A 12,601-nucleotide genomic window follows, 5' to 3' on the forward strand; every position below is an offset into this window, starting at 1 on the left:
GCATGACCGCCACCCCCGATCTGCTGTCGCTCGCCGCGCGTTTCGCGCGGCTGCCCGACACGCAGCGCAAGCTGTTCCTCGCCAAGCTCGGCGACGCGGGGATCGATTTCCGGATGCTGCCGATCCCCCCGCGCGAGAACCGCGCGGCGAGCGTGCCGGCGTCGTTCGCGCAGACGCGTCTCTGGCTGCATGCGCGCTTGCTCGGCGAATCGGCCGCCTACCACATCACCGAGCGGCTGCGCCTCGACGGCGCGCTCGACGCAAACGCGCTGCGGCTGGCGTGCGACGCGCTGATCGCGCGCCACGAAGCGCTGCGCACGACGTTCGCCGAAGGCGCCGACGGCGTGCTGCAGACGGTGCACGCGCCGACGCGCTGCCCGTGGCGCTTCACGGATTTCGCCGGCGTGCCCGCCTCGGAGCGCGACGCGCGCGCGGCGGACGTCGCCGCACGCGACGAGGCCGAGCCGTTCGATCTCGCGCACGGCCCGCTGCTGCGCGCGCATCTGATCCGGCTCGACGCGTCGGTTCACTGGCTCGTGCTGACGACGCATCACATCGTGTCGGACGGCTGGTCGGCCGACGTGATGCTCGCGGAGCTGTCGTCGTTCTATCGGTCGTTCGCGACGGGCGACGCGGTGTCGCTCGCGCCGCTGCCGATCCAGTACGCCGACTACGCGCTCTGGCAGCGCCGCTGGCTCGACGCGGGCGAGTGCGAGCGTCAGCTCGCGTACTGGCGCGCGACGCTCGATGCGAGCCGCGACGTGCTGCTGCTGCCCGGCGCGGCGACGCGGCCCGCGCAGCGCAGCCCGAGCGGCGCGCGCCGCACGTTCGACGTGCCGGCCGCGCTCGCGCGGCGCACGCGCGCGCTCGCGCAGACGCGCCGGGCGACGCCTTTCGCGGTGCTGCTCGCCGCGCTCGCGACGCTGCTCGCGCGCGCGTCGGGCGAGCCGGAGATCCGGATCGGCGTGCCGTCGGCGAATCGCGAGCGCGGCGAGACCGTCGGGCTGATCGGCTTTTTCGTGAACACGCTGACGCTCGCGGCGCAAACGGGCGCGACGCGCGCGTTCGAGGCGCTCGTCGACGCGACGCAGCGCGGCCTCGTCGACGCGCAGTCGCATCAGGACGTGCCGTTCGACCAGGTGATCGACGCGCTCGGCGTCACGCGCAGCGCGAGCCACCATCCGCTCTTTCAGGTGATGGCCGCGTATGGCGCGCGCCGTGCGCTGCCGTCGTTCGCCGATGTGCGCGCGACCGAGCTGCCGTCGGGCATGCCGTACGCGAAATTCGACCTGACGCTGAGCTTCGACGAGCGCGACGACGGCGGGCTCGACGCGCGCTTCGTCTATGCGACCGACATCTTCGACGCCGATGCGATCGAGCGGCTTGCCGCACGCTATGTCGAGCTGCTCGCGCACGCAGTCGATGCGCCCGGCACGGCGATCGGCGACCTGCAATGGCTGCCGGATTCGGAGCGCCGCGAGCTCGCCGCGTGGAACGGCGAGACGCACGACTTCGCGGATCGCGGGCGCGGTGAGGCGTTCTCGGGGCGATCGCCTGTCGATGAACTTTCCGGCGGACTTTCCGGCGGACTTTCCGGCGAACTTTCCGGCGAACTTTCCGGCGAACTTTCCGGCAAGCCGTTCGGCAAGCCGTTCGGCAAGCCATTCGGCGAACCGTTCGTCTCGGTTCACGACCGGATCGCCGGGCACGCGCGCCGCCGTCCCGATGCGCGCGGCGTCGCCGACGTCGAGCGGGCGCTCACGCGCGGCGAGGTCGAGCAGCGCGCGACGCGGCTCGCGAAACGGCTCGTCGCGGCGGGCGTGCGCGCGGAAATGCGCGTCGGCGTCGCGCTGTCGCGGTCCGTCGACCTGCTCGTCGGCCTGATCGCCGCGCTCAAGTCGGGCGGCGCGTTCGTGCCGCTCGATCCGAGCCATCCGCGCGAGCGCCTCGCGCAGATGCTCGACGACGCACAGATCGCGCACGTGATCACCGAGCGAGGCAGCGTCGACGCGCTGCCGCTGACGGGCGTCGCGCACGCCTGGCTTGTCGACGCTGAGATTCCCGACGCCGCGATCGACGGCGTCGCGCTGCCGGACGTATCGCCGCATCAGGCCGCGTACGTGATCTACACGTCGGGCTCGACCGGCAAGCCGAAGGGCGTCGTCGTCGATCACGGGGCGTTCGCGCGCCATTGCGACGCGATCGCCGCGCGCTACGGCGCGACCGAGCGCGACGTGTTCATGCTGTTCCAGTCGGTCAATTTCGACGGCGCGCACGAAGGCTGGTTCTCGCAATACCTGTCGGGCGCGGCGGTCGCGGTGACGGCCGACACGCTATGGCCGCCCGCGCGGACCTGCGCGCTGATCGCGCGCGAAGGCGTGACGATGACCTACGTGCCGCCCGGCTGCGCGACGCAGCTCGCCGAATGGGCGCTCGAGCACGGCGCGCCGCCGACGCTGCGCTCGATCACGGTCGGCGGCGAGGCGACGTCGCGCGAAGCGTTCGCGCTGATGCGCCGCGCGTTTCCGAATGCGCGCGTCGTCAATGGCTACGGGCCGACCGAGACCGTGATCACGCCGATGCTGTGGATGTTCGAGCCGGGCGACGATCCGGCGAAGCTCGCGGATGCCGCGTATCTGCCGATCGGCACGCTCGTCGGCGCGCGCACCGCGCACGTGCTCGACGCGCGCCTCAACCCGCTGCCCGTCGGCGTGATCGGCGAGCTGTACCTGGGCGGCGAGGGAATCGGCGTCGCGCGCGGCTATCTGGGCCGCGCGGCGCTCACGGCCGAGCGCTTCGTGCCCGATCCGTACGGCGCGCCGGGCGCGCGGCTCTATCGCACGGGCGACCTCGTGCGCCGCCGCGCGGACGGCGTGTTCGACTTCATCGGCCGCATCGACCATCAGGTGAAGCTGCGCGGGCTGCGCATCGAGCTGGGCGAGATCGAGGCGCAGCTCGCCGCGCACGACGACGTGCGCGAGGCGGTCGCGGTCGTGTTCGGCAAGGGCGGCGAGGCGCGGCTCGTCGCGTACGTCGAGCTGACGGGCGATGCGCGCGAGCGCGCACGGCGCGCCGACGCGGCCGAGCTCGACGCGCACCTGCGCCGCACGCTGCCCGACTACATGGTGCCCGCGCACATCGTCGTGCTCGACGCGCTGCCGCGCAACGCGAACAGCAAGGTCGACCGCGCGGCGCTCCCCGAGCCCGCGCACGTCGCGCGTGCGTACGAAGCGCCCGTGGACGACGTCGAAACGGCGCTCGTGGACATCTGGCGCGACGTGCTCGGCGTCGAGCGAGTCGGCCGCGCCGATCATTTCTTCGAGCTGGGCGGCCATTCGCTCGCCGCGGTGCGCGTCGCGACTCGCGTCGCCGAGCGGCTCGCGCGCGACGTGCCGGTGCGCGCGCTGTTCGAAGCGCCGATTCTCGCGCCTTACGCGCAGCGCGTCGCCGCCGCCGCGCGTGCGGAAGCGGCGCACGGCGCGGGCGACGCGCCTGCGACATCGTACGCGCCGGACGCCGACGGCGTGCTGCCGCTGTCCGCCGCGCAGCGCGGCCTGTGGTTCCTGTGGCGCGCCCAGCCGGACAGCGCCGCGTACAACATTCCGGTCGCGCTGCGGCTTCGGGGCGCGCTCGACGTCGACGCGCTCGCCGCCGCGCTCGCGCATGCGGCGGCCCGTCATCCGGCGCTGCGCACGCGGATCGTCGCGCGGGCGGACGGCGCGCCGGGCCAGCGGATCGCGCCGGCGCGGGACGCCGGATTGCCGATTGTCGATCTCGGCGCGAAGCCGGAGCTGGCCGACGCGCCCGCGCGGCTCGCCGCCGCCGCGGCGCTGGCCGACGCCGACGCGCTCGCGCCGTTCGATCTCGCCGCCGACGCGCCGCTGTGGCGCGTGCGCGTGATCCGGCTCGGCGCGACCGATCACGTGCTGTCGCTCGTCGTTCATCACATCGTGTCGGACGGCCAGTCGATCGATCTGTGGCTCGACGCGGTCCGCGAGGCCTACGTCGCGCGGCTGGCGGGCGGCCACGCGGCCGAGCCGTCAGAAGCAACTGAAGCAACCGAAGCAACTGAAGCAACTGAAGCAACTGAAGCAACTGAAGCAACTGAAGCAACTGAAGCAACTGAAGCAACCGAAGCAACTGAAGCAACTGAAGCAACGCAAGCAACGCAAGCACCGCAAGCACCGCAAGCACCGCAAGCACCGGCGGCCGACGCGCTCGTGCTGCCGGCCGCCGCGCCGCACGCGCGCCTGTCGTTCTGGCGCGAAGCGCTCGCGGGCGCGCCGTCGCACGCGCTGCCGCCGCCGCGCGCGGGCCGCGCCGTCGCGCCGCGCTGGGACGCGGGCCGTCTCGCGTTCGAGCTCGACGATGCGCTCGTGCGCCGAGCGCGCGCGATGGCGCTCGACGCGCACGCGACGCTGCCGATGCTGCTGCACGCGGCGCTCAACGCGGCGTTCTACCGCGCGACGGGCGCGACCGACCAGCCGGTCGGCGTGCTCGCGTCGACGCGCGAGCTGACGGGCGACGCCGCCGAGCGCTCGCTCGGGCTCTTCATCAACGCGGTGGTCGTGCGCACGCGGCTCGCGAGCGCCGATACGCCGGCGACGCTCGTCGCCGCGGTGCGCGACGCGGCGCTCGCCGCCTATGCGCACGCGGACGCGCCGTTTTCCGACGTCGTCGCCGCGTTGCGCGCGCCGCGCGCGGTCAACGGCAATCCGCTGTTCCAGGTGATGTTCAACTACCTGCGGCCGGCGGGCGCCGCCGCGCGCGACTGGGCGGGGCTCGCCGTCGACGAATTCAACGATGTCCGGCATCGCGTCGTGTTCGAGCTGGAGCTCGATATCGTCGAGCATCGGGACGGCCGCGTGACGGGCGCGTTCTCGTATGCGACGGAACGCGTCGACGGCGCGTTCGTCGCCGCGCTCGCGGCTGACTATCTCGACGTCGTGCGCGGCTTCGTCGACGCGCCGGCGCGTGCGCTCGGCGCATCCGCCGTGCGCTTTCCGCTCGACGCGCACGATGCGCATGACGCGCACGATGCGCTCGCCGCGATGTCGCCGCCGTCGCGCGCACCGAACGCTCGCGCGCACGCGCACGCGGCCGGCCGCTGCGCGCACGCGCTCGCCGGCGTGTGGCGTGCGTGCTTCGATCGCGCCGCGCCCGCGTCGGACGACGATCTGTTCGAAGCAGGCGCGACGTCGTTCGACGTCGTGCGCTTCGTCGATGCGGCGCGGGCGGCCGGCTTCGCGCTCGCGATCGCCGACGTGTTCGCCGCGCCGAGCTTCGCGGCGCTCGGCGCGCTCGTCGCGCGCCTGGCGCACGCGGCCGGCCAGCCGGCGACGGAGGCGCGCGATGCCGATTGAGCGCCGCCTTGCGCATCGGCCACAGATGGACCGGATCGGCCGCATCCACGATGCGCGCGATCCGCGTCACGTTTTTCTCCAGCCGGCGCTTTCAGCGCGCCGGTCACACCGTTAAGGGAATCAGAGACATGCAGAGAGATACCGTATTCGACCTGATCGGCGTCGGTTTCGGACCGTCGAACCTCGCGCTCGCCGTGCGCCTCGCGGAAGCGGGCGACGCGGCCGCGTTCGCGCATTGCTACGTCGAGCGCCAGCCGGCGTTCGGCTGGCACCGCGGAATGCTGCTCGACGATTGCCGGATGCAGATCTCCTTCCTGAAGGATCTCGTCACGCTGCGCGATCCGAAAAGCCGCTTCACGTTCGTCAATTACCTGTACGAGCACGGGCGCTTGAGCGAATTCGTCAACCTGAAGAACTTCTATCCGACGCGCGTCGAGTTCCATGATTACCTGAGCTGGGTCGCGGACGCGTTCGACGAGCGCGTCCACTACGGCGAGACAGTGACGGCGATCGAGCCCGTCGCGGCGCCGGGCGGAAGCGGCGAGATCGACGCGCTGCGCGTGTTGTCGAAAGACGGCGAAGGCCGCGAGCGTCAGCGCGTCGCCCGCGCGCTGTCGGTCGGCGTCGGCGGCGCGCCGAGCGTGCCCGATGCGTTCGCCTCGCTCGGCCCGGACCTCGTCGTCCACTCGTCGAACTATCTGACGTCGATCGACCGGATCGTCGGCGCGCCCGACGCCGGTGCGAAAAAACGCGTCGCGGTAATCGGCGCGGGACAGAGCGCGGCCGAGGTGTTCGTCGATCTCGCGCGCCGCTTCCCGCAAGTCGACGCGAGTCTCGTGATCCGCTCGGGCGCGCTGAAGCCCGCGGACGACAGCCCGTTCGTCAACGAGATCTTCAATCCGGCGTTCACCGACGTCGTCTACGCGCAGCCGGCGAGCGGCCGGCGCACGCTGATCGAGCGCTTTCGCGACACGAACTACGCGGTCGTCGACCGCCCGCTCATCGAGCAGATCTACGAAATGCTCTATCTGCAGCGCGTATCGGGCGCAACAGGCGGCACGCCGGGCCATCGGCTGCTCGCGAACACCGCGATCGAATCGGCCGCGCGCACGGCGAACGGACAGGTCGAGCTCGCGCTGCGCGACCGCCTGACGGGCGATGCGCGCACCGAGCGCTTCGACGCGCTCGTGCTCGCGACGGGCTACCGCCGCGACACGCATCTCGCGCTGCTCGACGGGCTCGCGCCGCATCTCGGCGACGCGCTCGCGGCGGGCGACGTCGCGCGCGACTACCGGCTCGCGACGCCCGCGCACTTCAAGCCGCGAATCTATTTGCAAGGTTGCTGCGAGGACAGCCACGGGCTGTCCGACACGCTGCTGTCGGTGCTCGCGCGGCGCGCCGACGAAATCGCCGCATCGCTCGGCAAGCGCGGGCATGCGGCGGAACACGAAGAAACCGTCCGGCCCGAAGGCCGCGCACGGTCACGACACGACAACGGGGTGAGCGGCGGCCGGCTGGCCTTCGCTCTTTGATGAGGTGCGGCCTCTCGGCCGCTTGGCAACTTGGAGCAACGGAAGATGGAGTGGGCAACCAGCACGCGCATGCGTGCGATCGCGGCTGCGGCAGGCGTGGCGTTTTACGCGGCGGCGGCGAGTCATGCGCAGGCACAGGCGGTGCAGCCGGCGGGGGACGGGACGTCGCCGGGCAGTCAGGTGAAGCAGGACACCGCGTCGGGCGGCACGTTGCCCGCGATTTCGGTATCGGCGGATGCGGAGCGCGACGCGACCGTCGGTCTCGTCGCGCGGCGCAGCACGACCGGCACGAAGACGGATACGCCGATCGTCGAGATTCCGCAGACGATCAACGTCGTGACCGCGCAGCAGATCGAGGCGACGGGCGCGACCGACATCAATCAGGCATTCCGCTACATTCCGGGCTTCTCGAGCTACGGGTCGGACAACCGGTCGGACTGGTACGCGGCGCTGCGCGGCTTCACGCCGACGGTGTTCGTCGACGGGCTGCAGGTGCCGAACACGCTGAACCTGTCGAGCTGGCGCGTCGATCCGTACATGATCGACAGCATCACCGTGCTGCGCGGGCCGACGTCGGTGCTGTACGGGCAGGGCGATCCGGGCGCGATCGTCGACGTGCAGAGCAAGCTCGCGAACGGCGAGCGGATTCGCGAGGTCGGCGTGCAGGTCGGCAACTACGCGCGCAAGCAGCTGATGTTCGATATCGGCGACAAGATCGACAAGGACGGCACGCTGTCGTACCGGATCGTCGGCGTCGGCCGCGACGGCAACTCGCAGTCGGGGCCGCTCGCCGATCAGCGCGTGTCGTTCGCGCCGTCGGTCAAGTGGCAGCCGAGCGCGGACACGTCGCTCACGCTGTCCGCGACGTACCTGCAGGACTGGAGCGGCACGTCGACCAACTTCCTGCCCGCGCAGGGGACGGTGCTGCCGAATCCGAACGGCACGATCTCGAACGACCTGTACACCGCGGACGCGAACTTCGACCACTACCGGAAGAAGCAATGGTCGCTCGGCTATCAGTTCGAGCACAAGCTGAACCCGGTGTGGACGTTCCGGCAGAACGTGCGCTGGATGCACCTGTCGCTCGACGACGCGTCCGTCTACGGCGGCGGCCTCGACGACGCCGATCCGTCGATGGCGACGATGACCCGCTACGCGGGCCTGTTCCAGTTCAACTACAGCCGTTTCGACGTCGACAACCAGGCGCAGGCGAAATTCACGACGGGCCCGCTCGCGCACACGCTGCTGTTCGGCTTCGACTACAACCGCCAGACGACGACGGACAGCGAGTGGCTCGCGAAGGCGCCCAGCCTGAACATGTACCGCCCGGTCTACGCGCCGATCACGACTGACATCTTCAGCGGGCCCACCGCGTATCCGCGCACCGACACGAAGACGACGCTGAACGCGTTCGGCGTGTACGTGCAGGATCAGATCAAATGGCAGCGTTGGGTGCTGACGCTGGGCGGCCGGCACGACTGGACGAACACGACGCAGGACGACATCGCGAACGCGGCGAGCTTCAAGCAGAGCGATCACGCGTTCAGCGGACGCGTCGGCCTCACCTATCTCGGCGACTACGGGTTGGCGCCGTACATCAGCTATTCGACGTCGTTCAATCCGCAGATCGGCCTGAAGCTGACGGGCGGCGGGCTCGCGACGCCGACCAAGGGGCGCCAGATCGAGGCGGGCCTGCGCTGGCAGCCGCCCGGCAAGAACCTGATGCTGAATGCGGCGGTGTATCAGATCAACCAGACCAACGTCGCGATGAGCAACCCGAACGACCCGACGAGCACCACGTCCGTGCAGGTGGGCGAGGTGCGCTCGCGCGGGATCGAGCTGAGCGCGGTCGGCAATCTGTCGCGCGAGCTGTCGGTGATCGCCGCTTACGTCTACCAGGACGTGAAGAACGTGGAGGCGAACGACAACACGCTGAGCAGGTGGCCCGTCGACGTGCCGCGTCCGCGCCAGATCGCGTCGCTGTGGGCCGACTGGACGTGGCGCACGGGGCCGCTGACGGGCTTCGGGGTCGGCACGGGCGTGCGCTACATGAGCGCGGCGGCGGGCGCGGCCGACAACTCGCTGACGGTGCCGAGCTACACGCTGTTCGACGCGGCGCTGCACTACGAGCTGCGCAACTGGCGCTTCGCGATCAACGCGACGAACCTGTTCAACCGGCGCTACGTGAGCGGCTGCCAGTCGGACGCGGTGTGCATGTACGGCAATGAGCGCACCGTGATCGCATCGGCGAAATACAACTGGTGAGCGCGGCTCATCGCCTGATCACCCCAAAGGGCGGCGCGGCGGCGCGCCGCGCCGCCCGAACGAGAGGACAACACTGCGATGGCAAAGAAGAAACTCGTCTACATCTGGTCGCTGAGAAACGCCGCCGCCGACAAGGCGGGGCAGCAGGTCGATTATCAGGGCGGCACGCGCTACATGAAGTCGGTGCTCGAATCGCTTGTCGACGCGCTGAACGGCACCGAGCTCGGCGACGCGTACTCGCTCGAGCGCGTGATCTACGACGACGACGCGGGCTCGCCGCTCGACCGCGAGAAGCTCGCCGAATACGGCTTCGCGTACCAGCCCGGCAAGCGCTGGTTCTATCCGCCCGAGCTGCGCGTGCAGGGCCGGCTCGTCAACGATCTGCTGCTCGCGATTCCGTCCGAGTACCGGCGCGAGCCGTTCGATTCGCCCGCGCGGACGGCGGGCAAGCACGTGTTCGAGCACCGCCTGCGCGAAGCGCTCGACGAACTCGAAGCCGATCTCGTCGTGCTCGACGGGCTGCTCGTGATCCTCGACGAGCTCGTACGGCCGGGCGCGCCGTATTGCCGGCGGATCGTCAACATCCATCCGGGCATCACGCGCGCGGAGTCGCCGTACGAGCGGCGCGGCGCATGCGCGACGCTCGACGCGCTATACGGCGCGCGCGGGCAGAAGGTCGTCGACTGGACGACGAGGGCGACCGTGCCCGTCGAGCCGATCCGGATGACGGGCGCGTCGTTCCATTACGTCGACAACGGCGTCGATTCCGGCGAGGTGATCCATGACGTGCTGAACACGGAGATCGGCGAGCACGACACGATCCTCGAGTTGCGCTGGAACAACTTCAACCGCAGCCTCTTTCCGGCGCTGCACGAAGGGCTTGCGATCATGGCGGGGCTCGACGCGCGCGTGGAATGAGCAGGCGGGGCGGACGATGGGCGGCGCGCGGCGCGCGCGAGTGCGGCGAGTGCGAGTGCGAGTGCGAGTGCGAGTGCGAGTGCGAGTGCGAGTGCGAGCGGCGCGTCGTCGGCGCGATCACGGGCGCGGTCGCCGTCGCTTCGGCCGCCTCGGCGGCCGGCCGGGACGCGAACGGCCGGCGATGATCGCGCCCGTGTCCATTTCATCTGTCGATCCGTCGATGTCTCGCGATGATCGCAAGACGCACTGAGCGCGCGAGTGCGGCGGATCGCCGGGTTTTCCGCCGTCGTCGCGGTGATCGCGCGCCGCAGGCGTCGCGCGACGGCTACGGCGCGTCGCCCGTGAAAAGCGCGGCCGCCGCGCGCGGATTCGACGGCCAGTACGCGTGGAAGTACGTCGCGACGATCGGCCCGTGCCGGTAGAGCGCTTCGCCCGCTGCGCCGTCGTCCGGCCGCGTCGCGGCCGCGACGGGCGCAAGCGGCGTCGCGAATCGCGAATAGTGGAACGTGTGGCCCGTCATCGCGCCGAAGCGCGTCGCGAGCGACTGCATCCCGAGCGCGGCGAAGCGGCGCTGCATCGTCGCGTCGCCGGGCACGAGGCCGAGCATCGGCGTCTTCACGCCGTCGACGTCGGTCAGCGAATCGCCCAGATACAGCATCCCGCCGCATTCGGCGACCACCGGCTTGCCCGCCGCGACGTGCGCGGCGATCGCGCGCGCCGTCGTCGCGTTCGCCGCGAGCCTCGCCGCATGCAGTTCCGGATAGCCGCCCGGCAGGTACAGCGCGTCGCAGCCGTCGGGCAGCGGCGCATCGGCGAGCGGCGAGAAGAACGCGAGCTCGGCGCCGAGCGCTTCCAGTTGATCGAGATTCGCCGGATAGATGAACGAGAACGCCGCGTCGCGCGCGATCGCGATCCGCTTGCCGGCGACGCTTGGCGCAGCAGCCGATGCGACCGATGCGACCGATTCAGCCGATGCGACCGATGCGCGACCGCGGTCGCCGGCGGGAGCCGCAGAGACAATCGTCTCGTGGTCGCCATCGACGGCGGTCGACGTTGCGGTCACGTCGTCGTCTTCGGCCACGCTCGTCGCCGCCGGCGCGTCATGGCGGTCGCCCATGGAGCGCGGTGTCGCAACCATCCCGTGGCCGTCGGCGTCAACGAACGCGAACTCGACGACGGGCGGCAGTTCGGCGAGCGCCGTGCGTGCGATCGCGTCGGCCGCGCGGTCGACGCGCGCATCGAGATCGGCGACGTCGTCCGGCTGATGGAGCCCGAGATGCCGCTCCGGCAGCGCGATCTGCGCGTCGCGCGGCAGATGGCCTAGCCAGCGGATCGATTCGGGCAGCGCGCCGCGCAGCAACTGCGCGTGACGATCGGAGCCGACGCGGTTCGCGAGCACGCCGTGAAACGGCACGCCGGGCCGAAAATGCGCGAGCCCGAACGCGAGCGCGGCGAAGGTTTGCGCCATCGACTGCGCGGAGATCACCGCGGCGACCGGCACGCGAAACGCCTGCGCGAGATCGGCGCTCGACGGCGTGCCGTCGAAGAGCCCCATCACGCCTTCGATCAGGATCACGTCCGCTTCGGCCGCGGCGCGCGCGAGGAGCGCGCGGCAGCCGCGTTCGCCGACCATCCCGAGATCGAGCGAATAGACGCTCGCGCCGCTCGCGCGCGCGAGCAGCATCGGGTCCAGGAAATCCGGACCGGTCTTGAACACGCGCACGCGCCGGCCGAGCCGCCGGTGATGGCGCGCGAGCGCCGCCGTCACCGATGTCTTGCCCTGGCCGGACGCGGCGGCGGCGACGAAGAGCGCGGGGCAGGCGGGCATCGCGTCAGAACTCCACGCCGCGCTGCGCCTTCACTCCTTGCTCCTTGTACGGATGCTTGACGATCCGCATCTCGGTGACGAGGTCGGCCGCGTCGACGAGCGCGTCGGGCGCGTGCCGGCCCGTCACGACGACGTGCAGCATCGGCGCGCGCGCGGCGATCGTCGCGAGCACCTCGTCGAGCGGCAGATATTCGTATTTGAGCACCGTGTTCAGCTCGTCGAGAATCACCATCTGGTAGTCGCCGCTTTCGATCATCCGGCGCGCCGCGTCCCAGCCCTTGCGGGCGGTCGCGACGTCGGCGTCGCGGTTCTGCGTGTTCCACGTGTAGCCGTCGCCCATCGTAACGAAGTCGCATTGCGCGTTCGCGCCGAGGAAATCGCGCTCGGACGTGTGCAGCGCGCCCTTGATGAACTGCACGACGCCGACCCGCATCCCGTGGCCGAGCATCCGCACGGCCATCCCGAACGCGGCCGTGCTCTTGCCCTTGCCGTTGCCGGTGTTGACGATCAGCAAGCCTTTCTCGACGGTCGCGGCCGCCTGTTTCTTCTCGTGGCCCGCGCGGCGGCGCTCGGCCATGCGTTGATGCGATTCGGAATCGGTTTTCATCGACTGGAGTCCTGTGGTTCGTGTGGCTCGTGTGGCTCGTGTGGCTCGTGTGGCTCGTGTGGTTCGTGTGGATCGTGGATCGTGGATC

At 70.8% G+C, this 12,601-nt stretch carries 6 protein-coding genes and 1 pseudogene; 5 read left to right on the forward strand and 2 right to left on the reverse strand.

Translation table 11 applies throughout. The features are described from left to right. Positions 1-2: 2 nt before the first annotated feature. The 5 genes and pseudogenes from WS62_RS29340 to WS62_RS29355 form a co-directional block, all read left to right on the forward strand. Positions 3-5,010 (forward strand): annotated as a pseudogene (locus WS62_RS29340) (amino acid adenylation domain-containing protein); the annotation flags it as partial. Positions 5,011-5,051: 41 nt separating this feature from the next. After that, a complete protein-coding gene (locus WS62_RS39110) occupies positions 5,052-5,363 on the forward strand; it encodes a phosphopantetheine-binding protein (RefSeq protein WP_442855113.1) in 312 nt (103 codons plus the stop codon). Positions 5,364-5,491: 128 nt separating this feature from the next. Beyond that, entirely contained in the window at positions 5,492-6,895 is a 1,404-nt protein-coding gene (locus tag WS62_RS29345; RefSeq protein WP_066578471.1) for a lysine N(6)-hydroxylase/L-ornithine N(5)-oxygenase family protein, read from the forward strand. Between the two features lie 45 nt (positions 6,896-6,940). After that, positions 6,941-9,160, forward strand: coding sequence for a TonB-dependent siderophore receptor (locus WS62_RS29350; protein WP_066578587.1), 2,220 nt, complete (start codon positions 6,941-6,943; stop codon positions 9,158-9,160). A gap of 78 nt (positions 9,161-9,238) precedes the next feature. Continuing rightward, the gene (locus WS62_RS29355; RefSeq protein WP_066578473.1) at positions 9,239-10,078 is read left to right on the forward strand and encodes a formyltransferase family protein; all 840 of its coding nucleotides are present in this window, start codon (positions 9,239-9,241) and stop codon (positions 10,076-10,078) included. 325 nt (positions 10,079-10,403) lie between these two features. Here the strand turns inward: WS62_RS29355 and WS62_RS29365 are convergent, their stop codons facing one another. Both WS62_RS29365 and cobO read right to left on the reverse strand, forming a co-directional pair. Further along, on the reverse strand, positions 10,404-11,906 hold the full coding sequence (locus tag WS62_RS29365) for a cobyrinate a,c-diamide synthase (RefSeq protein ID WP_066578478.1): 1,503 nt from the start codon (positions 11,904-11,906) through the stop codon (positions 10,404-10,406). A gap of 4 nt (positions 11,907-11,910) precedes the next feature. Further along, positions 11,911-12,513, reverse strand: coding sequence for a cob(I)yrinic acid a,c-diamide adenosyltransferase (gene cobO, locus WS62_RS29370; RefSeq protein WP_066578480.1), 603 nt, complete (start codon positions 12,511-12,513; stop codon positions 11,911-11,913). Positions 12,514-12,601: the final 88 nt, after the last annotated feature.

Origin of the sequence: Burkholderia sp. ABCPW 14 (assembly GCF_001523835.1) — a bacterium.
In the GTDB taxonomy this organism is placed as follows: Bacteria; Pseudomonadota; Gammaproteobacteria; order Burkholderiales; family Burkholderiaceae; genus Burkholderia; species Burkholderia mayonis.

Coding starts and splice junctions, on each gene's coding strand:
- WS62_RS39110 (WP_442855113.1), top strand. CDS start 5,052: ATGTCGCCGCCGTCGCGCGCACCGAACGCTCGCGCGCACGCGCACGCG.
- WS62_RS29345 (WP_066578471.1), top strand. CDS start 5,492: ATGCAGAGAGATACCGTATTCGACCTGATCGGCGTCGGTTTCGGACCG.
- WS62_RS29350 (WP_066578587.1), top strand. CDS start 6,941: ATGGAGTGGGCAACCAGCACGCGCATGCGTGCGATCGCGGCTGCGGCA.
- WS62_RS29355 (WP_066578473.1), top strand. CDS start 9,239: ATGGCAAAGAAGAAACTCGTCTACATCTGGTCGCTGAGAAACGCCGCC.
- WS62_RS29365 (WP_066578478.1), bottom strand. CDS start 11,906: ATGCCCGCCTGCCCCGCGCTCTTCGTCGCCGCCGCCGCGTCCGGCCAG.
- cobO (WP_066578480.1), bottom strand. CDS start 12,513: ATGAAAACCGATTCCGAATCGCATCAACGCATGGCCGAGCGCCGCCGC.